At 36.7% G+C, this 25,754-nt stretch carries 20 protein-coding genes and 1 riboswitch; of the genes, 16 read left to right on the top strand and 4 right to left on the bottom strand.

Annotation, left to right across the window (positions count from 1 at the left end):
* Nucleotides 1–3 precede the first annotated feature (3 nt).
* Both FHR28_RS09010 and FHR28_RS09015 read right to left on the bottom strand, forming a co-directional pair.
* Nucleotides 4–1,752 (bottom strand): bifunctional alpha/beta hydrolase/class I SAM-dependent methyltransferase, encoded by a 1,749-nt coding sequence (locus tag FHR28_RS09010; protein ID WP_166782412.1) that lies wholly within the window; start codon nt 1,750–1,752, stop codon nt 4–6.
* A gap of 28 nt (nt 1,753–1,780) precedes the next feature.
* Complete coding sequence (locus tag FHR28_RS09015; RefSeq protein WP_166782413.1) at nt 1,781–2,416, bottom strand: CDP-alcohol phosphatidyltransferase family protein; 636 nt, start codon at nt 2,414–2,416, stop codon at nt 1,781–1,783.
* Between the two features lie 158 nt (nt 2,417–2,574).
* On the opposite strand from FHR28_RS09015, the gene ybaK reads away from it, so the two are divergent.
* Nucleotides 2,575–3,042: a Cys-tRNA(Pro) deacylase gene (gene ybaK, locus FHR28_RS09020; RefSeq protein WP_166782414.1), complete on the top strand. Its 468-nt coding sequence runs from the start codon at nt 2,575–2,577 to the stop codon at nt 3,040–3,042.
* Nucleotides 3,043–3,343: 301 nt separating this feature from the next.
* Here the strand turns inward: ybaK and FHR28_RS09025 are convergent, their stop codons facing one another.
* Nucleotides 3,344–3,754: a winged helix-turn-helix transcriptional regulator gene (locus tag FHR28_RS09025; protein WP_166782415.1), complete on the bottom strand. Its 411-nt coding sequence runs from the start codon at nt 3,752–3,754 to the stop codon at nt 3,344–3,346.
* Nucleotides 3,755–3,853: 99 nt separating this feature from the next.
* On the opposite strand from FHR28_RS09025, the gene FHR28_RS09030 reads away from it, so the two are divergent.
* The 4 genes from FHR28_RS09030 (at nt 3,854) to aqpZ (ending at nt 7,806) form a co-directional block, all read left to right on the top strand.
* Nucleotides 3,854–4,690 (top strand): enoyl-CoA hydratase/isomerase family protein, encoded by an 837-nt coding sequence (locus tag FHR28_RS09030; RefSeq protein ID WP_166782416.1) that lies wholly within the window; start codon nt 3,854–3,856, stop codon nt 4,688–4,690.
* Nucleotides 4,691–4,935: 245 nt separating this feature from the next.
* Complete coding sequence (locus FHR28_RS09035; protein ID WP_166782417.1) at nt 4,936–5,715, top strand: APH(3')-VI family aminoglycoside O-phosphotransferase; 780 nt, start codon at nt 4,936–4,938, stop codon at nt 5,713–5,715.
* A gap of 695 nt (nt 5,716–6,410) precedes the next feature.
* Complete coding sequence (locus FHR28_RS09040) at nt 6,411–6,770, top strand: YcgJ family protein (RefSeq protein ID WP_166782418.1); 360 nt, start codon at nt 6,411–6,413, stop codon at nt 6,768–6,770.
* A 343-nt stretch (nt 6,771–7,113) separates the two neighbouring features.
* On the top strand, nt 7,114–7,806 hold the full coding sequence (gene aqpZ / locus FHR28_RS09045; RefSeq protein ID WP_166782419.1) for an aquaporin Z: 693 nt from the start codon (nt 7,114–7,116) through the stop codon (nt 7,804–7,806).
* 222 nt (nt 7,807–8,028) lie between these two features.
* On the opposite strand, the gene FHR28_RS09050 is transcribed toward aqpZ, so the two are convergent.
* Nucleotides 8,029–9,348 (bottom strand): NAD(P)/FAD-dependent oxidoreductase, encoded by a 1,320-nt coding sequence (locus tag FHR28_RS09050; RefSeq protein ID WP_166782420.1) that lies wholly within the window; start codon nt 9,346–9,348, stop codon nt 8,029–8,031.
* Nucleotides 9,349–9,990: 642 nt separating this feature from the next.
* A riboswitch (yybP-ykoY riboswitch) is annotated at nt 9,991–10,135 on the top strand.
* A gap of 68 nt (nt 10,136–10,203) precedes the next feature.
* On the opposite strand from FHR28_RS09050, the gene FHR28_RS09055 reads away from it, so the two are divergent.
* From FHR28_RS09055 to FHR28_RS09105, 11 genes are all read left to right on the top strand, one after another.
* Nucleotides 10,204–10,782 (top strand): TMEM165/GDT1 family protein, encoded by a 579-nt coding sequence (locus FHR28_RS09055; RefSeq protein ID WP_151958133.1) that lies wholly within the window; start codon nt 10,204–10,206, stop codon nt 10,780–10,782.
* A 5-nt stretch (nt 10,783–10,787) separates the two neighbouring features.
* Nucleotides 10,788–12,401, top strand: coding sequence for a phosphoethanolamine transferase (locus FHR28_RS09060; protein ID WP_166782421.1), 1,614 nt, complete (start codon nt 10,788–10,790; stop codon nt 12,399–12,401).
* Between the two features lie 534 nt (nt 12,402–12,935).
* Entirely contained in the window at nt 12,936–14,720 is a 1,785-nt protein-coding gene (locus FHR28_RS09065; protein ID WP_166782422.1) for an IucA/IucC family protein, read from the top strand.
* On the top strand, nt 14,713–16,185 hold the full coding sequence (locus tag FHR28_RS09070; RefSeq protein ID WP_166782423.1) for a lysine N(6)-hydroxylase/L-ornithine N(5)-oxygenase family protein: 1,473 nt from the start codon (nt 14,713–14,715) through the stop codon (nt 16,183–16,185). The genes FHR28_RS09065 and FHR28_RS09070 overlap by 8 nt, the downstream gene beginning before the upstream one ends.
* A complete protein-coding gene (locus FHR28_RS09075) occupies nt 16,182–17,990 on the top strand; it encodes an IucA/IucC family protein (protein ID WP_166782424.1) in 1,809 nt (602 codons plus the stop codon). The genes FHR28_RS09070 and FHR28_RS09075 overlap by 4 nt, the downstream gene beginning before the upstream one ends.
* Before the next feature lie 101 nt (nt 17,991–18,091).
* Nucleotides 18,092–18,724, top strand: a complete 633-nt coding sequence (locus tag FHR28_RS09080) for a GNAT family N-acetyltransferase (protein WP_166782425.1) — start codon at nt 18,092–18,094, stop codon at nt 18,722–18,724.
* A gap of 14 nt (nt 18,725–18,738) precedes the next feature.
* Complete coding sequence (locus tag FHR28_RS09085) at nt 18,739–19,122, top strand: hypothetical protein (protein ID WP_056511420.1); 384 nt, start codon at nt 18,739–18,741, stop codon at nt 19,120–19,122.
* Complete coding sequence (locus FHR28_RS09090; RefSeq protein WP_166782426.1) at nt 19,110–20,363, top strand: MFS transporter; 1,254 nt, start codon at nt 19,110–19,112, stop codon at nt 20,361–20,363. The genes FHR28_RS09085 and FHR28_RS09090 overlap by 13 nt, the downstream gene beginning before the upstream one ends.
* A 10-nt stretch (nt 20,364–20,373) precedes the next feature.
* Nucleotides 20,374–22,644 carry a TonB-dependent receptor gene (locus FHR28_RS09095; RefSeq protein ID WP_166782427.1) on the top strand — a complete coding sequence of 757 codons (2,271 nt, stop codon included), beginning with the start codon at nt 20,374–20,376 and terminating at the stop codon, nt 22,642–22,644.
* Nucleotides 22,645–22,779: 135 nt separating this feature from the next.
* Complete coding sequence (locus FHR28_RS09100; RefSeq protein WP_166782428.1) at nt 22,780–24,075, top strand: MFS transporter; 1,296 nt, start codon at nt 22,780–22,782, stop codon at nt 24,073–24,075.
* 70 nt (nt 24,076–24,145) lie between these two features.
* Nucleotides 24,146–25,744 (top strand): histidine-type phosphatase, encoded by a 1,599-nt coding sequence (locus FHR28_RS09105; RefSeq protein WP_171527348.1) that lies wholly within the window; start codon nt 24,146–24,148, stop codon nt 25,742–25,744.
* Nucleotides 25,745–25,754 lie beyond the last annotated feature (10 nt).

The following is a 25,754-nucleotide window of genomic DNA, read 5'->3' on the forward strand; positions in this document are numbered from 1 at the left end:
ATTTTATAGCTTTTGTGCGACTGAGACGGTAAATATTCCAAACTCATCAATACATTGGTCGACCTTTTTAAAGCCAGCAGCTTCAACAAGTGCGTCCATTTCCGCTTGTGAGCGTAAACGCATTACCCAAGCATCACCTTCACGATGTGAGGTTAGTGCACGCGCAATAAATTCTTGCTGTGGGTGCCAAATTTGACCAGTATAAATCAAATAACCATCTTTAAGGATTGCTTTACTTAAGCCTTCAAGTGATTGACGTAGCAAATCATTGTCTGCAAATAACTCATATAAACCCGAAACCACAGCAAGTGATGGTTTTGGTTTAACAGAGGCCAAAGACTGTGTATCAAATGCATCCGCTTGAACAAATTCAGCAATGTCATTCAGTCCACGTGCTGCAATCATTTGCTGACCAGCTTGTACATTGATATCGCTATAATCACGCAATAAAATCGAATCTGGTCGTTTTGGTAGTTGAACCACAGCATCTAAAATATAACGTCCATGACCAGATGCAATATCCATGATTCTCAATGGTTTGCGTTTTTTTATCAGAATATCTGCATATTTCTGAACCAAATGTTCAATGTTTTGTTTACGAACACGGATCCCACGCCAACCAATCGCATTTAAATACTGGCGGTCAATGATTTTGCCAATAGGATTGCTACTTTCAGATTGGTTACGATAGACAAAATCTAAAGTACTTCCAGAGTCATAGCCTGTGTCTTCACCAATTTTTAAGCCTTTAGATAAATGGCTACCAATTTTTAGATTCTTTTTGGTGATTTCCCAAAATGCATTTTTAATTGATTTAGCGGGTAATGGCGAACTGAGATCTTCTGCTATAGCGCAACTTGGACCAATTTTGTCCGCATTTAAAACGTCTGGAGCTTGATATTCAACCGCAAAACATTGCTGGATAAATCGGCGTATTTTCTCTGTTGCTATATGGCGATCTTTTTCACCTAAAGTATCGTGAAAGAAGCCATCTAAAATGTGTAATTCTTTTTTAGGATGCGGAAGCTTTTGGTAAAACTCACGTTGCGGTTTTTGAAAAACCACAAAATCTGAACCTGAGCATAACACTTGAGTCGGTACAAAGATGTTTTGTGAATCTGCAACAATTCGCTTAGAGGCATCATAGAGCCCAAGCAACATTCTCACCGAAATGGCTTTAGCAATTTTAGGATCGGTATCATAGCTTTGGGCACGTTCTTCATCATGGGTCAGCATTTTGGCTTTAACATAACTTTGGATGAAAAAATTACCGCGAATTTTTTCCATGACTCTTAAACTAGGTTCGGCAAATGGCACATAAAGCTTAATATCAAAAGCAGGGGAAGCGAGGCACAAGGCGCGAATTTTAGGCGCATAATCATGTACCCATGTTGCGGCTAATACCGCACCCACACTTTGTGCAACCACAGCAATATTCTTGACGTCGATACCATAGTTTTCTTCAATATGTTGGACAAAATATTGAATATCTTTTACACATGCTGAGAAGCTAGGTGCATCACCACGTTCACCAGGGGAATCGCCGTGACCGCGGGCATCCCATGCAAAGAAATCAAAATCACTTAAATTGAGTTCCTTGACCAAATGCGCCATACGTCCTGAATGTTCATGTCCACGATGAAACAGAAGAATGGCTTTTTTTGTTTCGCTTGGTGAGTTGGTTGCCCAATGTTGATAAAACAATTCTGTTCCATCATGACTCTTAAAGGTGTGATGACTGTTGTTATACATACGAATTTACCCTAAATATGAAACTGTTTTATAAAGCTGTTTTTAAGCTATTTTTAATTCGGTTATAGATGGTTAAACTAAGCAGTAGACCAATTAAAATGAGTATGCCATTACAGATTAAGCCGAGAAGTTGTAAATTTGTAGTGAATAATGACACGGTGACAATCACGACTGTGATTAAACTAAACCAAAATGCACGGTCACTTTTCCCCATTGGGCCATCATAACGACGTTCTTGCCCAATCAGTGGCGCCATTACACCAGTGTATTCACTTAGAATTGCAAGGAAAGCAATCAATAACAGTAATTTTGCACTGATAAAGCCAAAAGCAATCAAGCATAGATAGAGTGCTGTGTCCGAAATAACATCACACAACTCATTGTAAAACGCGCCTAAGTTGGATTGTTGTTTAAATTCACGAGCAAGCATTCCATCGATGGCGTTGAAAGCCATTCGTAGCAACATCCACAAGGGAAAGAGCAATAACCACCCATTTACAGCATGATTCAGATAATACTGGTATAGAAAAAAGCTTAAACCGAGCGATACAAACATCGCTAATAAGGTGACTTGATTTGCCGTGATTCCGATATTAAAAAGCTTTTGAACAAAAGGGCGCAGTAAGTTTTGAAATGCTGGTTTTAATTGATAGATTGATGGCATTGTTCTAGTAATATAAGGTATATGACAGGATTTTAATCAAGTTTTCCATGATTTTACAAGTATTAATTTTCACCATTTAAATTTGTATTGTTATTTTAAAATTTATATAAATAGTCCTATAATTCAAAAGTCTTCTTAATTTTGATCTTGTTTATTCTATGACACCTGCTTGCAAAGTTTTAAAATCAAATAAAATTGAATTTTCAATTCATGAATATGAACATGATGTAAATGCAAAAAGTTTTGGCTTAGAGGCTGCTGAAAAATTAGGTTTAAATGTTGAAGAAGTGTTTAAAACTTTGATGGTGACAGATGATAAAAACTATTTTGTTGCCATCCTTCCAGTGAACCATCAATTAAATTTAAAGAAAGTGGCGAGTGCTTTTGCTTGTAAAAAACTACATATGGCTGATCCTAAAGATGCAGAGCGTTTAACTGGATACTTAGTCGGTGGAATCAGTCCTGTAGGTCAAAAAAAGCGTTTAAAAACTGTGATTGATGCTAGCGCAACAGCATTAGCAATGATGTATGTCAGTGGTGGTAAACGTGGTTTAGACATCGGAGTGAAACCTCAAGACTTAGCCAAGGTGTTAGGTGCAAATTTTGTTGATATTGTTGATGAATGAGATGTGTTTTTAGAGTTAAATTTAAAAAAGCTGTTATTCTATATTAGTCACAAAAATATTGATTCCACTAAGGCAATAGAACTGAAAATTAAAGACAAAGATTACAGTCATTCATTCAAGATATGAACCACCTTTGCGGTGGTTTTTTATTGTATAGATGAAAGTGGAACTAAATTAAGTAAGCAAAATTAAGTAAGCAAAACAGGTGGGTAGTTTTAAAACCTAAATAATCTTTTCCATATTCATAAGATTTTGGACGAACAAGCCAAACTCTCACATTTCTAGCTAGCGACTACACACGTTATTTCAACGTTATGCCTGATTCCTGAGTGGTATCTGTGCGAATAGCATCATCAGATTGATCATAGCGAGATTGGCAAACCTGAATGGTGTCCATATTCTCGACGGTCCAGTCGTAGAGCACGTTAAAAGGCAATTTGAGTGATTGACCAAGTGGCGTCAAGGCATATTCTACGCCCAGCGTTTTCCCATCTATAACGGTGCGTGTCACCATACCATTGCGTTCTAACTTGCGAAGTGTCTGTGTCAATACACGTTGGGTAATACCATCAAGGCGCCGTTTGATGGCGTTGAAGCGACGTGGTTCATGTAACACCATCAAAACCAGCATTGACCATTTGTCTGCGATTTGATCGAGAATGGCACGGCTTGGGCAGTCGGCACGGTAGATTGGATCGTGATCAGGGTTCATAGGTATGCTCCAAGATACTTAGGATGCTTAAGGTGCGTAATTGACACTAAGTATACATAAGATACCATGATTGCACACAGCTAAAATCAAGGGTATATGATGACCATTCCAACTTATTCTACACTTCACATTGAGTATGATCGAGGCGTGGCGACTGTCAGTATTAACAATCCACCAGTTAATGTATTGGATGTTGCCTTGATGAGTGATATTCGAGCTTTTCTCACTCAGGTACGTGATGACCCACAAACACGTGTAATCGTGTTCCAAAGCGCCGATCCTGAGTTTTTCATCGCTCATGTAGACATGACCTTAATTGATGAGCCAAACGCTTTTGACCAGTTCGCAAAAGATGTACCTAATGGATTGAATCCATTTCAGGCTTTGGGAGAGATGATTCAGGCACAGCCGCAAGTGACAATTGTTAAGCTCGAAGGCTTGGCGCGTGGTGGCGGTGCTGAATTTGTGGCAGCAGTGGACATGGCATTTGCTGCTATTGGGCTCGCTGGTCTCGCCCAATGTGAGGCATTGATGGGGATTATTCCTGGCGGTGGTGGTACTCAATATCTTTCACAGCGTATGACACGGGGGCGTGCATTAGAGGTAATTCTTGGTGCTGACCTTATTGATGCTTTGCTAGCCGAACGATATGGTTGGGTAAATCGTGCGCTTCCGGCAAATGAGTTAGACGCTTTTGTTCATCGCATCGCCACAAATATTGCAGCTTTACCTGAAGGGGTCATCGCCGCTGCAAAGAAAGCAATCCCACCAGCGGATTTAAGTGAAGACTTCCTTCGAGAGCACAAGGCATGGGCTGGTCTGTTTGCGCGTCCGGCTGCTGAAAAACTCATTCGTGGCGGCTTGCAGGCAGGTGCTCAAACAAAAGTAGGCGAACAGGATTTGGAGCAACTACTCCGCGATTTGTCTGCATCCTGAGGTCTTGCTGCTGTCTAATATTCTGCTCTAGCTTATTCTTGAGATTTGAGACAGAGAAATACAGCAACCCATTTTTCTTAAGCCTAGCGCTATTTATGCAATTGAGAGGTAATGACAAAAGTTTGAAGCATTGACCCTCTATAGAGAATAAGCCATATTTTTGCTACAGTGAACCTAATTAAGATCATCTATTTACTAGGCCTCGCATTTGCGAGGTTTTTAATGCTGAATAAAAGGAAAACTTGATGGAATTGCCCAATATTATTCAACAATTTATTGGAAACAGCGTTTTAGAGCCAAATAAAATTGGTCAGTCGCCATCGGATGTTTATTCTTTTAATCGAAATAATGAAACTTTTTTTCTTAAGCGATCTAGCACTTTATATACAGAGACCACATACAGTGTCTCTCGTGAAGCGAAAATGTTGAGTTGGCTCTCTGATAAATTAAAGGTGCCTGAACTCATCATGACTTTTCAGGATGAGCAGTTTGAATTCATGATCACTAAAGCGATCAATGCAAAATCAATTTCAGCGCTTTTTTTAACAGAGCAAGAATTGCTTGCTATCTATAAGGAAACACTCAATCAGTTAAATGCAGTTGCTATTATTGATTGCCCATTTATTTCAAGCATTGATCATCGGTTAAAAGAGTCAAAATTTTTTATTGATAACCAACTCCTTGACGAGATGGATCAAGATGATTTTGAGGCTGAATTATGGGGAGACCATAAAACTTACATAAGTCTTTGGAATGAGTTAAATGAGACTCGTGTTGAAGAAAGATTGGTTTTTTCTCATGGCGATATCACGGATAGTAATATTTTTATAGATAAATCTGGTGAAATTTACTTTTTAGATCTTGGTCGTGCTGGATTAGCAGATGAATTTGTAGATATATCTTTTGTTGAACGTTGCCTAAGAGAGGATGTATCTGAGGAAACTGCTAAAATATTTTTAAAGCATTTAAAAAACGATATGCCTGACAAAAGGAATTATTTTTTAAAACTTGATGAATTGAATTGATTCCAAGCAATATCTAAAAATACTTAGTTATCTTTTTAAGTCGCTAAGTTTTAAATAAATAAGTGAAAGAAGTTAGTGGAGCTACTGATTTAAAGTTTTATATCACCAATGAATCCAAGTTTTGGTTTTTAAAATAAACTTATTTAAAATAGCTAAAGCTGTTTATTAGCTTAACTTGTGATTTAAGTTTTTTTGAATATAAAATTGTTAATTTATTAGCTTTACAAGTTTATTTAAATTTCATCGTGCAACATTTTTAACCAATTTTATTATCGATGGTATTTTTTTGTCTGCTTTTCTTTTCCTAGTCTTTTATCTATCCGTCAGCCATATAGTATTTTATTAAATTCTTATGGAAAATGACGCATGTTAAATTATCTTAAGAGCTTTAATAATATCAATACTTATTTGGTTTTATCGATAATTCTGCTGTTAATCATAATATCTCTAGATTATTTCTAAACTGAATGAATGTTTATAATGAGTGATTCATATTACTATTGAAATCGACTTCTCACTTTGAAAGAAGGCGAGGATGAGGGGCTTTTATGTTGATTTATCATTTTAAAAATGTCTTATAAAAGAAGCCTAACGTGTTTTCTTATATAGGTTTAAACATAATTTTTGTATATCTTAAATCTAATTGATCTTATAATTTTCCTTTATTTTTTTTGTATTGTTTTGCAGGTTTAAAAGTGAAAATTTCTAAAGGATTATTGAATATCATCAGCTACGCTTGTTTAATCATCAGTTTTCCAACGATTGCTAAAACCAGCACAAGTTTAGTTTCACCTCAAAAATGTGTGATTTGTGATCAATGTATTTGTGTAAATAACAAAGATGTATCAAAATCACTTACGGCTCAATATTTAGGAACCCAAAAAGCGAATAAAGTTTTCTCACAAGGTGATTTTGATCTTTCTGCATTTACTTTCTCAAATGGAGTATTCTGCGATACAAATACAAAACAATGCCATGTAGATCGATATTTTGACAATGGACATCGAAGTAAAGTTGATCAAAAGATAACAGATCAGCTTTTTAATCATAAGTAGTTCTTTGCCATAAATCGGCTAAAGAGTTCACCCGCAGATGGGCTTTTTGATTTATCTTCAAATTTTTAGAATGCTGTGTTCTATTAAATAAGATTGTATAAATCCATATACATGTTAATAATTATGAATAGATTTATTAAATCATTCCTTCTTCCCCCTCTGAATTGGAATTTTAATTTGTCTAACAAGCCCTTCAATCGAAGGGTTTGTTCTATAAAAATTATAAATTTAGTCATTTCATCAATTACTTATGTTTTTTGTAAATTAATTCATATTTTTGTTTTAAAATGTGACTTGTTTTGCTAAATTCCGCTTGGATTTATTGAACAGAAAAGTAATGAATATGAATAAATATTTTGCAGAATTTATTGGAACATTTTGGCTGGTCTTTGGAGGGTGTGGTAGTGCAGTACTTGCTGCTGCTTTTCCAGAATTGGGTATCGGTTTTGTTGGTGTTGCACTCGCGTTTGGTCTCACTGTACTGACTGGTGCTTACGCATTAGGTCATATTTCAGGTGGACATTTCAATCCTGCAGTAAGTATAGGTTTATGGGTTGGTGGTCGTTTTAATGCAAAAGACTTAGCACCATACATTATCGCTCAAGTCGTAGGTGGTATTTTCGCGGCATTTATATTGTATTTGATTGTACAAGGTCAAGCAGGATTCACTGGTACGGGCGGATTTGCAACAAATGGTTTTGGTGATTTATCGCCTGGAAAATATTCTTTGGTTTCTGCATTATTAATTGAGATTGTCTTAACTGCTATTTTCTTAATTGTAATTCTCGGTTCTACAGATAAACGTGCACCAGCAGGTTTTGCGCCTATTGCTATTGGTTTGGCATTAACTTTGATCCATTTAATCAGTATTCCTGTCACCAATACTTCGGTCAATCCTGCACGTAGTACAGCAGTGGCTTTGTTTGCTGAAACAGCTGCACTGAGTCAATTATGGCTTTTCTGGGTTGCACCAATTGTTGGTGCTGTGATTGGCGCTTTAATTTATAAATGTTTTGAGCAAAAAAATAGCCAATAACATTAAAGATCTTTCATAAATCAAAAAATGATCATGTAGAGTGAATCATATTGGTATTGAAAGTTCCTTCTCCCTTTGGGAGAAGGCTAGGATGAGGGTACTTTTATGTTGATTAATGGTTTTAAAAAGGACTTATGAAAGAAGTCTATTATCAATGCGCCTAACACTAGACAACATTATAAAAACCTCCCTAGGGAGGTTTTTTCATGGCTGAGATTAGGCTTAAATAAGTGGTACTTCAGCTAATATTTTTTGAGCTGTTGCATCGCCATTTAAGTATGCGCCATGAACAGTACCCGCATATTTCAAGCTACAATGTTCGCCAGCGAAGAAGATTTTTTCTTGAATTGGTTGATGCAATACCTTAACAATATCTTCAGAGTGCTTTAGTGAGGGAAAACTAAAAGAACCATAACTATAAGGGTCGGAGCCCCAACGTGTAACGATGAGTTTTTTAGGTGTATGGGGAATATTGTTGAATTGTTTTTGCAAGCTACTAAAAATAAAGTTTGATATTTCATGATCCGCTGAATTATCGATAAACTCAGATTGCTTTCCTCCAAACAGCATTAAATAAATTGGTTTTTTATAAATTCCAGATAAGTCAAGGATATTAAAACAGCCAAGCTCATTCCAATAGAAATCACTTATCTTGTCTATCGGCATTTTTGATCTAAAAGAGAGTGGTTGTTCTAATTCGAAAAATACCTTATTGAAGGATCCAAATCCAATATCTTGAATAGATTGCGCATAGTGATGAGGTAATGCTGGATAAAATGCTATATGGTTTTTCTTTAAGATTCCGAGTGGGACAGTAACCACTACGCGGGAAGCTATGTAAAAATTATCATTGGAATCAATGATTTTTACATAATCATTTTCACAGATGATTTTTTTTACATCTATATTGAATTGAATGTCTATTTTTTTTGAAAGCACGTCTATAACTTGAGCATAACCATTGGGAAAAATAACTTCATCACCTTCAAAATAACCTTCGTAATTTTTATAATTCGATGAAAGTAGCTCAAGATTTGTCGCAAATGGGTCATTTGCTATTCGATTGAAAAAGTTAAATAATAATTGTTTAAGATAATCTTCTGAAAATGTATTACCTGAATAATGTAAAGAAGAAATTATTTCTTCAGTTGCCTTGAGGGCAGATTGCGTTTGTGTTTGAGAAAGTTGCTTTTCTATTTCCTCTACATAAGATTCAAACTCTTGGACTTCTTTGTCAGAAAATAACAACCCATTTTCATGAAAATATTGCGATTTGTCATAGTTAAATACAGTTGTTGCTATATGATTCTTTTGGGTAATTTCCCAGATAGGATTACCCTCAACGCCATGAATCCATGATGCACCTAAATCAAAAACATCAGCATCAGATTGCAATGAATCTATGCGCCCACCTATGCGAGACCTCGCTTCGAGTATGGTAACTTTTTTACCATTTTCTTGTAATTTTTTAGCGCATGCGATTCCTGCTATTCCAGCGCCAATAATAATAATCGGTAAATTAATATCGCTATGTTCTAACATAAAAATCTATAGCTCTGTTCAATATCCTAAAATTAAGATAATACACCTTATACTTCTCAGATAAAATTATTTGATTTTTATTTTAAAAAATCAATAAATTATATTTTATCACATTGATTACAGGCTCTTTAGAATGGCTGAGATTGTTGAATAATAATCTTTTAATATGAGATTTTTTGTTTTCGATGAAAGCGCAAAATATGATGAAATTAAAAGCATGCTTATGCGACCAATGAGTGCGATTAAAGGCTCCTATTATTAAAAATAAATATCATCTAATAGACTTCTTTCATAAGTCCTTTTTAAAGCCATAGATCATCTAAAATCCCCCTCATCCTAGCCTTCTCCCAAAGGGAGAAGGGACTTTCAATACCAATCTGATTCACTCAATATGGTCATTTTTTGATTTATGGAGGAACTTTAATTTATTGAATTCAAATGTTTTTTATGAGTATGGATTGTTTTTAATATTATTTCCCCTAGCTAAATATATTTATAATTTTGCAATTTTGTTACTGATCAATATTTAAAATATATTTACAGGAATATGAGTTGAGTAGACGGCGTAATCAAACAGGAATGAGTTCTTTTAATTTATCTAAAAAGTATCATTGAAAACTACTCTTGATTCTACTAGAATAAAAAAACTTCATTGGGGAGTAGCCGCTTTTTACCTTGGGTAAAAAGGTGATGGTCAACATAATTGCTTAAACAAGCATGGTCATCATAGCAAAGAACCAAAAGATCTTCTGATCATAGATTTCTTTTTGTTGGCAAGACCTTTGATTTATTACTCTGCTATGGCTAGCAAGAGTTATAAATCAATGGTAATTATTGCTAGCCAGAGAAATTATTATGCTATCCGCTTTCCTAATATCTCTTGCTGTAGTTGCTTTATCCGAAATGGGAGATAAGACCCAATTACTGGCACTACTGCTTTCTGCACGATTCCGAAAACCTATTCCTATTCTTATCGCTATCTTTCTTGCAACACTGGTAAATCATGGTGTTTCAGCGGTACTCGGGCAGTGGATTACGACTGTTCTTAGCCCAACTGTATTATTGTGGATTGTTTCTCTTGGATTTATTGGGATGGCCGTATGGATGTTAATCCCAGACAAGCTAGATGATGAATCTGAAAGTATCGATAAGTGGCAAAAATATGGTGTCTTTGGCGCAACCTTTGTGCTTTTCTTTTTGGCAGAAATTGGTGATAAGACTCAAATAGCGACTGTGGCATTAGCTGCTCGTTTTGACAGTGTCGGTTGGGTTACTGTAGGTACGACGTTGGGAATAATGTTAGTGAATGCTCCAGCCGTATTTATTGGTAATAAGCTTGCAGAAAAGCTTCCAATTTCACTCATTCATAAAATCGGCGCACTTGTCTTTTTAATTATTGGTGTTGCTGCACTTATTCAACATTACCTTTTCTAATGACAATGAAGCGATTTCATCGAATACCAGTAAGCTGGCAACGTATGTTTTTTATACCGTATCTACTTGCACTACCACTGATCACTTTACTGTTATTAGGTTTAGCTGGGAGTTGGTCGGATAGTGTCCGTTTGGCATTTTTATCACTACCAGGGTGTTGGTTGTGTTTTCAAGCCACAAAAAAGCCAAATTTATTTTGGAAATTATTTTCAATTGTTTGGTGGTTTATTTTTATATTTCATACCAGTTTACTCTCAGTAAGTTGGCTGTTGTTCAATAGTGATGCTGAAGCATATTCAATTATTGAATCTATTGCGAATACAACATTGAATGAAAGTTTAGAGTTTTTTCAACTACATTTTGGTTTTTTTATTCTATTTGTTGGCTTGATTTTAAACGCTTTGATTTTATATTTTTATATTTTATTTAAATATTTTAATACGCGTGAGTTCCGTGATCAGAAAGTACATCGATTAGGGCGTTATGCTATAGGTTTGTTATTTCTACTGTGTACTGCCAGCTATGCAATTAAGCCTTCAATTGCTTTACATCCATTGCCATTTTGGTATGGATATTATGGCAAAATTCAGGACTTCAAACAACGTATTCTAAAACATGATCAGATACATAAAGAATGGACATTGAATGCAGAAAAACGCTTGGATTTTAGCGGTAAATTTAATAAAAGCCAGACACATACCATAGTTTTGACGGATAGCATTACCAGTTTTAATTTTGGATTATGCGGTTATCCAAGAAATACAACACCTGAGTTAAGTAAACGTAGTGACCAGTTCAAAGTATTCTGTCGTGGATATTCACCAGCATCTTCTACTATTCAATCTTTACGTTATTTATTTAATGACGGTACGCGCAATGTAATGGATGATCACGCACCTGAGAATATTATGGCATATGCTAAGGCAGCAGGGTTTAAAGTTTATTGGATTAGTAACCAAGATGATGTTTATATCTCTTCACTTTTTGCATCATATGCAGATGAAGCTGTTTTTATCAATAAAAAGTCAGGTCGTAGTAGCACGTCATTAGATGAAAATATTCTGCCTGCTTATAAAATTGCATTGGATGATCCAGATCCTCGTAAATTGATTATTCTGCATCTCATTGGTTCACACCCAAATTATAAGTTACGATACCCAGAACAATTTTCTAAGTTTAATGATTCTAGCAATGATGAGGTTGAAAAAAAACTTGAACGAAATGAGGTTAATCATTTAATTCAGTTAAAACGCAATGAATATGATAACAGCATACTTTACCAAGACTGGATTGTTGCAAAGTTATTCGATCTTTTGATTTCCACTCAATCTGATTTTAGATCTTTTACTTTTTTATCTGATCATGGTAATGAAGTAGGGCATGCTAAAAACTATGCTGGACATAGTGCAAATACAGAGGCTGGATATCGTATTCCAGTTATTATTTGGTATGATCATATGCCGTCTAAAGGGATAAGAAGTGAACAACCCATTGATGCCAGTGACCTAGACCGTTATGTATTACACCTCATGGGTGCTCATGATCGGTTGGATCGTAAAGAAAAACTATGTTGGTTAGATCAAACTTGTAATTTTATTCCTCATTTACTTTGGCGTTAACTAAAACAAACAAGCGTTATTACAATTAGCTTTTGGTAAATTGTACAGCCCCGATTGATTGGATCAGATTTGCTTCGAAAAGATGTAGATGAAATATTTTTTAAAGAAGCGACACAATTCACAGATATCGTTAAATCTACTTTTTATTTTTCAATAAAAATATCACAATAAATCAATAAATAAGCTATAGATTAAAATCTGCTAGTGAAGTTGTAGATTAATTAAACTTGCTAAATAATCCCCTAAAATAAAAATTCCGATGAAATTTCTCAATTCTAAATGAGAATATTATCATTTATTACAATTGAAAATTTTAAAGAGATAAATCATAAGAAAAAGACCAATTCATCATAAATATTTAAAAAATCATAGAGTTAAACCTGTATAGACAAGCAGGGTGTAACATTGCTTTCTCAAATGAGAATGATTATCATTATTTTGTGTTAAGCAGAGCTTCACGATCCAAGAAAACATAAATTAAATTTCTAGATCTTTTTAGTGCAGTAAAAAGTCTTGTACAGAGGATATGGTCAGATGAAAGAGCTTGCCAGCCGATTGGCGATGCAGCACCTAATCAATGCATACTCACAAGAAACAGGAAGCAGAATTTTACTGGAGAAATATCAGCAAAACTCTACGCAACTTGCGTTTAGCCAAGGCTTGACCTTGTTAATAATTCCATTGGAATCCATTCAATCCCAATTATATGCACCGCTTTCATATAGAAGTCTTGTAGGGCGGCATCGAATAGAAAAACTGCCACAGATTTTTAATAAAGGGCAAGTGCAAAGGTTTAGTCCAATTGCAATGGTGTGCTTACTTCTAGAAGAGCTGGTAAGAAACGCTGTTGAATCCTTAGATTCAGCATCATTGGTTGAAAAATGGATACAAAGCCGAGATGCTTTAGCTGAGTTTTTAAAGCAGCGTGAATATGATTTTGACCAATTAATTCAAGCCAAACAAGATTTCATTCAGACAGAGCAAGCACTGATTCTTGGGCATAGTATGCATCCAGCGCCTAAGAGCCGCACAGGTTTCGTTCATGAAGATTGGTTAAAGTTCTCACCAGAACATAAGGGTCAAACACAACTGTATTACTGGTTAGTTGCACCAGAATATCTGGCAGAAAGTGCGACATCAGATCAGCCAATTACTAGCCAACTCATAAAACATATGCAATGGTATTTGAGCGAAGCTGAATTAGATTTAATTCATACACATTCAAGCTATAAATTATTGACATTGCATCCATGGCAAGCACGTTATTTACAGACTAAAGACTGGTATAAAGAATTAAAAGCTAAGAAAAAACTGATTGATTTTGGTGAAAAGGCTTGGCATTTTTCCGCAACAACATCCGTCAGAACATTGGTCAGCTATTCAGCACCTTGGATGGTGAAACCGTCACTATCCGTGATGATTACCAATTCCATCCGAGTCAATTTAGCTAAAGAATGTCATCGTGGAGAAATCACGCGTCAACTTTGGCAGGGGCGAATAGGTCAGTCGATTTTAAAATCTTGTCCTACATTGAAAGCAATAAATGACCCCGCATGGACTGCGTTAATCATCGATGGAACAATTGTTAACGAAACGATTTGCATTTTCAGAGATCAGCCATTTGATCGACATAAGCAAGTGTCATGTATTGCCTCCTTATGCCAAGATCATCCAGCAAAAAATTTAAATCGCTTTGATCATTTATTTGAACAAATTGCACAGGCAGAACCGCAACTAAGTATTGAAAAAATTGCTTTAAATTGGTTTGAGCGATTTTTAGAGATCAGCTTAGTTCCCTTGATGTATTTGTATCATCACTATGGGATGGCATTTGAGTCACATCAGCAGAATGTATTGGTTGAGTTGGAAAATGCGTATCCTAAAAATTTATGGCTCAGGGACAATCAGGGTTTTTATTACATCGAAGAATATGCCACTGAAATATTAAAGGAATTCCCTGAGCTTGATGGGAAAGCGCAGGCGGTTGGTCAAAAATCTTTGGTTGATGAACGGTTTAGTTATTATTTTTTTGCTAATACTTTATTTGGCATGATCAACGCAATCGGTGCAACAGGGAGTGTTTCAGAACAGCAACTCATTGATCTATTGCAAGATAAATTGATGGAATTATATCAACACTATTCTGACAGTAGTTTATTACAAGGCTTATTGTATCAACCAACCTTGCCATATAAAGGGAATTTACTCACGCGTTTATATGAGCTGGATGAACTGATTGCGCCAGTAGAACAGCAATCAATTTATATTCAGTTGCCAAATCCTTTATGTCTAAAACAGAAGGATGCAATTTATGCTTGATTTTATTGCTGTGGGTTTAGGACCGTTTAACTTAAGTTTAGCAAGTTTGTTACAACAAAAATCAAAGCTAAAATATCTGTTTTTTGAAAAACAAGCCCAGTTTGATTGGCATGCAGGAATGCAGCTTCCAAATAGTATGTTGCAAGTGCCTTTTATGGCTGATTTGGTCTCTATGGTAGATCCGACCAGCCCATTTAGTTTTCTCAATTATTTAAAAGCGCAACAGCGACTCTATAAGTTCTATTTTTTAGAACAGCCACATATCCCTCGTAAGGAATATAATCATTATTGTCAATGGGTTGCAGATCAAATTGAAAATATTCAATATTTGTCAGTAGTCACAGAAATTGTGCCTAAATACTATGGCTTTGAAGTTTTAGTTATACAGGGAGGAATTCATCAACGCTATAGTTGTCGAAACATTGTATTGGGTGCAGGAAATGTGCCTTATATCCCACAATGCATGCAGACATTGATTCAAAGCTATCCTGAGCGATGTAAACATTCAGCACATTATCTAGAACATCAGCCAAAAAAATTACAAGGCAATGTTGTGGTACTGGGATCAGGGCAGTCTGCGGCAGAAATCTTTTTAGATTTATTCGATCGTCAGTATCAATTTGATCAGGTGTCTCAACCGAAATTCAATCTCAATTGGCTGACCCGAGCCAATGGGTTTTTCCCTATGGAATATACACCATTAGCTTTAGAACATTTTAGTCCAGACTATAGTCAACATTTTCATTGCTTTGATGATCTTAATAAAGATTTGCAGTTGAGTAAACAGTCACTTTTATATAAAGGAATCAGTGCGCAAACTATTCGTGAAATATATAAGAAACTTTACCATCGACATCTTGCTGGAAATGATTTGGCGACGCATTTACACAGTCAGTCCAACCTAATTGATGCTGTTTTAACGGAACAGGGGAAAATTAGACTGATTTTCCAAGATCGGGTGACATTAAATCAGTTCAGTCTAGACAGTGATTATGTGATCTGTGCTACAGGCTATCGCTGTCCTGAATTTAAATTTCTAAAGCAACTGAAGCCCTGGATTAAAACCAATCCACAAGGACATTGGAATATTTCAGCAAATTATGCTGTCGAATATGCTGGCATTGGTGAAATTTTTGTTCAGAACATGGATATGTATAGTCATGGTGTTGGCACCCCTGATTTGGGTTTAGGCGCTTATCGTGCGGCAACAATTGCAAATCAACTCATAGGTTATGCACTGTATGACTTAGCAACAGCCCCACAATGTTTCCAACATTTTGATCCCTGGCAAAATCCGCAAGTCCAAGTGATCCAGAAAAACATCGCAACACAACATCATGTGCATGCTCAGCATGTTGAAGATTTGGTTAAAAATGTGAATTTTCAAGCCCAAAGCCTCAATACACAACATTCTCAGCATCAACAAAACCATCAACAATATTCGAATACTGAGAACAGCTTATGAGTTTTGCACAGTTACAAATTAATCAGAACCAATGGCGAAGTGCAGGCCAACGCTTGATTGAAATGGCAATCGCTGAGTTTTTATATGAAGAAATTATTCAGGCTGAAAGCTTGGATAATGATGTATTTCAATTGAGATTGGATGACCGAATTTATCAGTTTAATGCACAACAATACTTATTGGGGCATTGGCAGATTCAAGAAGGTTCAGTACGTGATTTAACTGTCGATACCATAAGACCCGCTTGGAATTTACATCAATTTATTGCCGCTTTTTCCAATCAGGTTGGGGTTAAACCCTTTACCAAAGCCTATTTGATTAAAGAGATGAACAATACATGGTTGGCCGAAGCTCATGTACTGGATGAAAATCGACTAACAAGTGCAGCAGCATTGACTGCACCGCATTATCAAATCGAAGCGATGTTGCGCGGTCATCCTTGGTTAATTATGAGTAAGGGGCGAATCGGTTTTGGTTATGATGATTATTTGAACTCAGCGCCTGAGATTTTACCTAGAGTCAAAGTGTTATGGCTGGCTGTGCATCGAGATTTGGCAGAGTTTCGTTCTACCACTGAATGGTATGCAGGGCAATTATATTGCCATGAGTTTGGCGAGCAGGAATTGCTAGAATTTCGCGAAAAAATGCAAAACCTTGCTTTAAATTCAGAGGATTATTATTTAGTTCCTGTACATGCTTGGCAATGGCACCAATGGATTGTGCCAACTTATGCCAATGAAATTGTAGATCAAAAAATTGTCGAACTTAAAATTGGACAGGATAATTATGTACCAATGCAGTCAATTCGCACTTTATGTAACACATCAGATGCACAACGTCATTACATTAAACTACCAGTGAGTATTTTAAATACCGCTGTTTATCGAGGATTGCCTGCTCAAAGGAATTTAGCTGCGCCCGCTGTTACAGCGTGGTTAAAAAATATTTTAAAACAAGATATGGATTTACAAAAAACGGGTGTGGTGTTTTTAGGCGAGATTGCAACTTTGACCATTCAGCAACCTTGTTATGATCACATTGAAGGTGCACCTTATCAATTCAAAGAGTTATTCGGCTGTCTGTGGCGTGAAAGTGTAGATCCATTTGTTGAATATCATCAGCAGGTTTTATCGCAAGCTGCTTTATTACACCGTGATATTCAGGGGCTTTCCATTTTAACTGTGCTTATTCAAGCTTCAGGCCTAGCACCATTAGATTGGCTCAAGCAATTCATCACCGTCAGTATTCAGCCGCTCTTGATTTGCCTTTATAAATACGGACTTGCATTTTCACCACATGGTGAAAATACCATGTTAATTCATGAAAATGGGGTGCCTAAGGCCATGGTGCTCAAAGACTTTGTCGATGATATGAATCTTGTCGATGAAGATTTTCCTGAGCTGGCGGATCTTCCTGATGAAGCCAAAATTTTATTGAGGCATTCAGCACAAGACCTCAGTCATTTTATTTTTACTGGCTTATTTATGGTGCATTACCGCTATATCTGTAATGTATTTCTACAGGATTTTCCACAATATCATGAGATTGAATTTTGGCAAACCGTATCGAATGTGATTGCTGAGTTTCATCAGCAACATCCAGAGTTTTCAGCAAGAATTGAAAAGTTTGCGATATTTAGAAATCAATACAATAAGGTTTGCTTAAATCGTGTTCGTCTATTTACCACCAGTTATAACGATGAAGCAGAACGCCCAGTACCTGTAGTTCTAGATTTGATTGCAAACCCTGTAAGCCCAGAGACTTTAAAAAATTGGACAGCACAATTTTCACCTGCTCCTGCATGATAAATCGTGCCCGAGCAGAGTGTGTATCTATCTGCGTAGCACCTAGATTTAACACGAGTCAAAAGCTCAATAATCTAACAAATACAATAAAGGTGAAAGTGATGAAAACTTTATCACAGCAATTACCAGATTTTTATGAATATTATGAGAATGGCAATCAGTTTTATTTACGTCAAGTGGAATACCCTGATGATATGGCGTTATTACATAAATGGATGCATGAACCGCATGTGATTCCACAATGGCAACTGAATAAATCTGAGCTCGAACTTAAGGTCTATTTTGAAAAACAGTTGGCTGATGATCATCATCGTTTATTCATTGTGGGTATGGATGGAAACGATGTGGGGTATACAGAAATCTATGAAGGTAAGCGAGATCGGTTAAGTCGTTATTATTCTGCGCATGAACTAGATTTAGGTTGGCATTTTCTATTTGGTGAAAAATCGGTACTTGGAAAAGGTTATCTTCGGGCAGTCGCGCGTTTAGTCATTTTTTATATTTTTGAACATGCAGCCTCTTTGAAAATCGTAGGCGAACCTGATTCAACAGTTAAACCATATGCCGCGGTTGTCGATGAAATGTGCTATGAAGCTCAGGGCACGCTTACAATGCCTGAGAAAAATGCGGTGTTATATTATTGTTTTAGAGATACTTTTTACCAAAAATTTGGTGAATATTTAGTCCAATCTCAGCAATATTTAGCACAAAAAAACAAATACAAAACCCAGTAAGTTGAATTTGTCCTATGAGTTATCAATCTATACATATTCAGATCAAAGAGATGATCTTTTCCAAAGATGTCTCAATCGTTGAGTTTCAGTTCTGGTTGGCTGAAGTTGAAACATTTCTATGTCAGCAACAAAATTTTGTTTTGGTGGTGAGAAGTGTAGCAGGTACGACATTTCCACAAGAATACCGTCAAATTCAAGCCAATTGGTATAAAAAAAATAAAGCCAATTTTTTTAAGTACTGTGTAGGTTTAGTACGGATCGCGTTAGATCAAGCCGATCAAGAACGACTCAATACACCTGCGCTACATGTTGCATGGCAAGTTCCTTATTATGTGACATTAGATCGCGCTGATGCATTGCAATGGGCTGTACAGAGGTGGCTATTATGCAACGCATAAGTAATTTAACCAAACAATCTGTCACTCAACAGATTTCCGTACTTAGCTTAGGTGTTGTGGTTGTTTTATATTTGGCCCATGCCTTGCCTTTGTATTTTTATAATGTGGCATTGCCTGCGATTTTAAGGCACCAAGGGGTAGATCTACGCTGGATTGGGCTATTGTCACTGCTTTATATTCCATGGGCATTCAAATTCTTTTGGGCACCGCTTATTGACCGTTTTTATATTAAAAGATTAGGTAAACGTAAAACGTGGCTACTGTTCACTCAAATTGCTTTGGTTTTAGGGATTATTGCACTTGCTTTGACTCAGTTTTCTTATGGGCTGCTGGTCTTTGTCATCATTGGTTTATGGATATCCAGTTTTGCAGCAACCCAAGATATTGCCATTGATGGATATACCGTTGAAGCATTTTCACAACAAGATTATCGCTTTGGTAGCATGGCGCAAAGCATTGGTGTTGCACTTGGCAGTATGCTCGGTGGCGCGGTAACACTTTGGCTGTATCAATATTATGGATGGCAAACAGCACTTATCTGTTTAGCAAGCTTAACCGCTTTGACGATGTTTGCGGTTTTTCAAATACAAGAAAAAACCACAGAACACATGATTAAACAACCTCCGAGTTTAATTCGAGCATTTAAACGACCTGAAATTCGTTGGGCATTACTTTTAATTGTTTGTTATCGCTTTGTAGAAGCCCCCGCAATGGCAATGCTCAATCCAATGCTGATTGATCAAAAATGGTCACTTTCACAAATTGGTGTGCTGATGACTGTGGTAGGGGCTGGTGTTGGATTGCTTGCAGCCGTTTCTGCTGCATTGCTGCTCAAAAAGCGAAAGGCGACCCAATTACTGCTATGGGCTGGCTGGGTGAGAACACTAATATATGGACTCTTAGGAATCGCTATTCTGTTCGGATGGCTAAATCAGTGGCAGCTTTTGCTGGGGGTTTTTGTTATTGCATTCCTTGCAATTCGTTATATCGCAATGACTTCTTTATATGCATATTTCATGCAGAGTAGCTCAAAAGCGCAAGCAGGGACAGACTTTACAATTTTGGTGTGTTTTGAATTGCTGATCTATTTTATTGGCGGGGCTGGCTCAGGTTTTCTGGCCAAATTATTAGGTTATGGAAATTTTTATATTGTTTTAGCTATTGCATCTGTAGTGAGTTTGATTCTCTCACAACTCATTATTTCCAAATCACAAAAAACTCTAAGATCAGAGATGTTGTAAGGGATAAATCATGAAAAGAACATCAATTCAAATACAACTGACGTGTTTAAGTTTGGCTATTGCGACACAGATCTATGCACAAGAGCCTACGACTCAAAAAGTTGAAAATACTGGGGCAGAGGTAAAAAGCCTAGCGCCTATCGTGGTCACGGCAACACGTTCTGCAAAAAGTATTTCAGACATCGCAGGGACCGTCTATCGCATTGAGCGTAGCGAAATTGAAAAACAAGCCAATGCGGGTAAAAACATAGCAGATATTTTAGGGCTATTGGTTCCTTCACTCACGCCAAATACCGGTACAACCTCTAACTATGGTATGAGCATGCGCGGCCGTGTGGTGCAATATATGATTGATGGGATACCACAAACAGGTTCACGGGATGGATCGCGTCAGCTCAATAGCATTCTACCTTCAATGATTGACAGAATAGAAGTTGTGTCTGGGGTAACGAGTATTTATGGCTCAGGTGCAACTGGCGGTATTATCAATATCATTACTAAAAAAGGCGGTGACGAAGCTTTAAGTTTTGAAACTAAACTGGGGCTGACTTCAGGTAATAATTTTAAAGGCGATGCGTTGGCTTATGAAGCTTCACAAAATGTTTCGTTTAACCAAGATCGCATCAAAGGTAATTTGGGTGTTGGTTATGCCAAACGTGGTGAAATTCAAGACAGTCGTGGCGATCGTATTGGACCTGAAGTTGCGCAAACAGATCGTCAAGATACCCAAACCCTTGATGTCAATGGACAACTCACTTGGGACATTTCAGATCAACAGCACTTAACTGTTGGCGCACAATATTATAATGATGAACAAGACAGTGATTATGGACCTGATTATGGTCAGGGTTTAGCTGTTTTATTTAGAGGGACTACACCCAGTTTAAAAGCATTAAAAGGCTTACAACTTGAAGACCAACCTAGAACAAAACGCTGGTCAACACATGCTCAATATAACCATAATGATGTATTGGGGCAAAGTTTAACCTTGGAAGCTTATTACCGTAAAGAGCAGGCAAGATGGTTTCCAACCGCAGTAAATTTACTACATCCGGAATTACCTGGCGGACGCATTCCTGTTGTAATGCAGTCCAATACCGATATTAATATTTGGGGATCACGTTTAGCCTTACAGAAAGATTTTAAAATTGCAGATCGGGCTTTAGGACTAAGTTACGGTTTAGATTTTGAAAATGAGAAAAATGGTCAAGAAGGGCAAATGTATGATACCAATAGCTTTATTGCGAGTAATGGTTTAAATCATAAAGCGACAAAAATCTATGCAATGGGACCAGATGTTCAAGTGGCAAAACTTGGTGCATTTGTTCAAGCGAATTATGCAGTTACGGATCGTATAAATATACAGGCAGGCGTGCGTCACGAACGAATTAATAGTGATGTCAGTGATTCTACCCCGTACCCTGAAAGTATTGTCGCTGACTTCGATCCTAGCTATACGGCGAAAAGTTTAAAAGGTGGAGAAGTTAAACATAATGCGACTTTATTTAATTTGGGTGGGGTTTATCACTTAAGCGATACGCAACAAATTTTTGCTAATTTTTCTCAAGGTTTTAGTATTCCAGATGTGCAACGGATGTTGCGTGATGTTCCAGCAAGTTTTGTTGTGACCAGTAATAATATTGATCCAGTTAAAGTGAATAATTATGAATTCGGCTGGCGTTTACAAGAGCAAAATGGACTCAATCTAGGGCTGACTGCTTTTTATAATGATTCTGATAAATCTGTGAGGTTTAACGCTGCTCCAAATTTTAATATAGAAGTGATTGATACCGATGAACGCATATATGGTTTGGAAGCCAATGTAAAATATGCAATTTCAGATATGTGGAATATGGGAGGAACCATTGCTTATACACGAGGTCAATTTAAAAATATACTCGGTGATTGGCAAGAGCTTGATGCTGTACGGGTTGCACCACTGAAAGGCACGCTATTTTCAGAATGGCAATTTGCAGATGATATCAACTTGCGTGTACAAACTTTAGCGATTGGAGGTACAGATAAAGCCGCTAAAGACTATGTCAATCCATTAAATGACCGCAGTAGCCGAAAACCCGCAGAGATTAAGGGGTTTGCGATTATGGATGTGATCACCAGTGCAAAAGCAGGCCCAGGCAGATTAGGCTTTGGCGTTTATAATGTATGGAATACAGATTATAAATCAGTATTTAGCCAAGCAGTTGCACCAACCTATGGTGCTATTTCAAGTTTGGCTGCACAAGGTCGTACCTATGGTTTAAGTTATACACTGAAGTATTAATCAAGATAAAGCCTCTTTAAAATTTGAAAGAGGCTTTTTAATGAGCAATATCGAGTTTAGGTATAAGGAGTAGCGCTTAATAAGATTCAATAAATTTTCCTAATCAGGCCACGACTGATATTCTAAGAGATTAAAATGGATAAAAATAATTATATTTGGATGATGGCAACGCTGCTCAATGGGATCAGCTTATCCATGATTTTACCTTTACTTGCACCTCTTATTCGTCTATTAAAAGTCTCAGAGCTTCAAGCTGGTTTGATGGTCTCTGCCAGCGCATTGCTAATGAGTCTGACTGCAATATGGATTTCTAAAAAAACCAAATTTCAAAATCATTATTATTTATTGAGTATCGGTTTTATTGGAATGAGCATAACTTGGGGACTATTTTCAGGGGTAATAAGTTATGGGCTAATGTATAGCATGCCAATTGGGCTACTTTTCGCTTTATTATTGCTTACACGAAGCAGTATTGGCTTTTTTATGGCAATGCCGCAAATCGCATTACAAAGTTATGTGATGACGCGATATTTAGATGAAACAACACGTAGTCAGAAGATGGCAAGCTTTGGTGCCTTAAACAGTGGAGGATTAATTTTAGGGCCATTTTTAACCACATTACTCATTATTTGGGGAATATTGATTCCTTTGTGGCTCGCCGTATTGCTTTTGGCTGTCATGAGTATGCTGATTGTAGGTTTATATCAACACAAAGTGGAAAATGCTCAGCAGCAACAAACAACAAGTCATGATCCAAATCATAGGGATTTAATCCATCAGTTAGCTGTAGAAGAGCATGTTCAAGACGCACTTTTACAAAAAGTGATTTCACAGCAAGATTCTAATCATTCGAAATTGGTATGTCTGAGTGAGGATGATCTAAAAAAATCAATGATTTGGTTGATCCTTGGATTTAGTTTATATATTGCGATTATTACCCTGAATTTAACTGCAGGTTTTTATATTCAAGATAAATTTCAATTCAACATTCAGCAAAGCGCCCTGTATTTTTCCCAATGCTTGTTGATTGTGGGGATTGTATCGGTTTTGATGCAAATTGCGATTTCTAAATGGCTAAAATGGTCTTTAACACAGCTTTTAATGGTTGGATTAAGCACAATGCTGGTTGGGCTGATCTTGTCAATCTATACGCAGCAGATCGTGATTTTTCAGTTGGCTTATGTTTTTTATGGTATCGCTGTGGCATGTTTAATGCCTGCATTTACAACAGGTGCATCACAATCAGTTTCGATAAATTTGCAAACTAAAATTGCTGCTTTATGTACCATGGCACAAGCGCTCAGTTTGATTGTTGCGCCATTAATGAGCACAGGGCTGTACCAACTTAACATTATCTTCCCATATTATTTACTGCTTAGTATTTTCTTAATGCTGTCTTTTTATTTTGTTGTTTTTAAATGGAATCAATAGAGGATGGTCATACCAGTGTCATGTTCTTTGATTAGTTTGCCTGCATTAAACCAAATATGACATTTCAATGATGAAACCATTTAAAATTAAACATTCGCTAATCATTTGTTTTGCTTCAGGACTATTTTTAACAGCCTGCAATAATGATCACGATGATAATTCAGCTGTTGTAGCGCCACCTAAAGCTGATGCATCGCTATATTTACAGACCAAACAACCGTATCAACCGCAACAGAAATTAAGCAGCTATGAAGCAATGCCTACAGGTTATCGCCCAGTTTTTACAGAGTTAGTCGCGCGACATGGTTCGCGAGGTTTATCAAGTATTAAATATGATTTAGCTTTATACAATATGTGGTTAAAAGCAAAACAGGAAAATGCTTTAACACCATTGGGTGAACAATTGGGTGCTGATTTAGAAGCCATGATGAAAGCCAATATTTTATTGGGTTATGGGGTGGAAGGTATACGCCAATATGGCTATGGCAACGAAACTTCTGTAGGTATTAAAGAGCATCAGGGTATTGCAGATCGCTTATTACAACGTTTACCACAATTGTTTAATCAAGCCAGTCAACAAGGTAAATCTGTACAGATCGTTAGCTCGGGTGTGGATCGAGCGGTGGACAGTGCTAAATTTTTTACCAATGAATTATTGAAACAGCAACCAAGTTTAAAGACTGCAATTACACCAGCAAGCTATCAAAGTTTAAATAGTAACGCCGTACCAAGTATTGTCGATGGTGGGATAAATCGCTTTCATCTGTATTTTCATAGTTTAAATGCGCAAGACGATTTGACCAATGTTAAAACGGATTTAGATAAAACAGTCTATGCGGCTAGCTTAAAATATCAAGACTTTGAAGAGAATGATCCAGACTTAAAACAAAAAATAAAAACGTTGAGTGCAGATTCTAGTGCGCAAAAAATCGCAACAGAAGTATTAAGCCCAATTTTTAAAATAGCGTTTATTCAAAAAATTGGTCAAACAGGCTATAGCTTTAGTAATTCAGGATCATTCACTGTAACAAGTCCTAAAGGTGAACAGATTACTGAAAGAGGAAAGGGGAAAAATACCATTGCCAGCGCAGTAGATGCTGCTGCTTATCTGTACGAGCTGTATTCAATCACTGGCGGAATGCAAGACGAGCTTGGTACGACAAACTTTAAAAAATATATGCCAACTGAAGCGGCTAAGTTCTATGCGCAATATAACGATGCCAATGATTTCTATAGTAAGGGTCCAAGCTTTGATACAGGCAAAGCTGTGACAACAGATATTGCCAAGTCACTCAAGCAGGATTTATTTAAACAAGTTGATGATGTTATGAGCAACACACAAAAGAATGCTGCTGTATTAAGGTTTGCTCATGCTGAAATCATTATCCCTTTAGCCACCAGCTTAGAGTTAAAGGGGATGATGCAATCTGTGCCTTTGACGCAGACATTTAATTATTCAAATAGTGCATGGCGTGGCGAAGATATCTCACCGATGGCGGCAAACTTACAGTGGGATATTTATCAAAATTCGCAAGGGCAAACTTTGTTAAAAATGCTCTATAACGAAAAAGAGATTGCTTTTAAAAAAGATTGTGATTATGCCCGCTATAAAGCAAATAGCTATTATTATGATTATTTAAAGTTGAAACAATGTTATAGTATTCAATAGATTGCTATAA

Origin of the sequence: Acinetobacter sp. BIGb0196 (assembly GCF_011759595.1) — a bacterium.
Taxonomy (GTDB): Bacteria; Pseudomonadota; Gammaproteobacteria; order Pseudomonadales; family Moraxellaceae; genus Acinetobacter; species Acinetobacter guillouiae.

What these genes read in the sequence shown, in the direction of transcription:
- FHR28_RS09010 (WP_166782412.1), bottom strand. Translation starts at nt 1,752, where the DNA reads ATGTATAACAACAGTCATCACACCTTTAAGAGTCATGATGGAACAGAA.
- FHR28_RS09015 (WP_166782413.1), bottom strand. Translation starts at nt 2,416, where the DNA reads ATGCCATCAATCTATCAATTAAAACCAGCATTTCAAAACTTACTGCGC.
- ybaK (WP_166782414.1), top strand. Translation starts at nt 2,575, where the DNA reads ATGACACCTGCTTGCAAAGTTTTAAAATCAAATAAAATTGAATTTTCA.
- FHR28_RS09025 (WP_166782415.1), bottom strand. Translation starts at nt 3,754, where the DNA reads ATGAACCCTGATCACGATCCAATCTACCGTGCCGACTGCCCAAGCCGT.
- FHR28_RS09030 (WP_166782416.1), top strand. Translation starts at nt 3,854, where the DNA reads ATGACCATTCCAACTTATTCTACACTTCACATTGAGTATGATCGAGGC.
- FHR28_RS09035 (WP_166782417.1), top strand. Translation starts at nt 4,936, where the DNA reads ATGGAATTGCCCAATATTATTCAACAATTTATTGGAAACAGCGTTTTA.
- aqpZ (WP_166782419.1), top strand. Translation starts at nt 7,114, where the DNA reads ATGAATAAATATTTTGCAGAATTTATTGGAACATTTTGGCTGGTCTTT.
- FHR28_RS09050 (WP_166782420.1), bottom strand. Translation starts at nt 9,348, where the DNA reads ATGTTAGAACATAGCGATATTAATTTACCGATTATTATTATTGGCGCT.
- FHR28_RS09055 (WP_151958133.1), top strand. Translation starts at nt 10,204, where the DNA reads ATGCTATCCGCTTTCCTAATATCTCTTGCTGTAGTTGCTTTATCCGAA.
- FHR28_RS09060 (WP_166782421.1), top strand. Translation starts at nt 10,788, where the DNA reads ATGAAGCGATTTCATCGAATACCAGTAAGCTGGCAACGTATGTTTTTT.
- FHR28_RS09065 (WP_166782422.1), top strand. Translation starts at nt 12,936, where the DNA reads ATGAAAGAGCTTGCCAGCCGATTGGCGATGCAGCACCTAATCAATGCA.
- FHR28_RS09070 (WP_166782423.1), top strand. Translation starts at nt 14,713, where the DNA reads ATGCTTGATTTTATTGCTGTGGGTTTAGGACCGTTTAACTTAAGTTTA.
- FHR28_RS09075 (WP_166782424.1), top strand. Translation starts at nt 16,182, where the DNA reads ATGAGTTTTGCACAGTTACAAATTAATCAGAACCAATGGCGAAGTGCA.
- FHR28_RS09080 (WP_166782425.1), top strand. Translation starts at nt 18,092, where the DNA reads ATGAAAACTTTATCACAGCAATTACCAGATTTTTATGAATATTATGAG.
- FHR28_RS09085 (WP_056511420.1), top strand. Translation starts at nt 18,739, where the DNA reads ATGAGTTATCAATCTATACATATTCAGATCAAAGAGATGATCTTTTCC.
- FHR28_RS09090 (WP_166782426.1), top strand. Translation starts at nt 19,110, where the DNA reads ATGCAACGCATAAGTAATTTAACCAAACAATCTGTCACTCAACAGATT.
- FHR28_RS09095 (WP_166782427.1), top strand. Translation starts at nt 20,374, where the DNA reads ATGAAAAGAACATCAATTCAAATACAACTGACGTGTTTAAGTTTGGCT.
- FHR28_RS09100 (WP_166782428.1), top strand. Translation starts at nt 22,780, where the DNA reads ATGGATAAAAATAATTATATTTGGATGATGGCAACGCTGCTCAATGGG.
- FHR28_RS09105 (WP_171527348.1), top strand. Translation starts at nt 24,146, where the DNA reads ATGAAACCATTTAAAATTAAACATTCGCTAATCATTTGTTTTGCTTCA.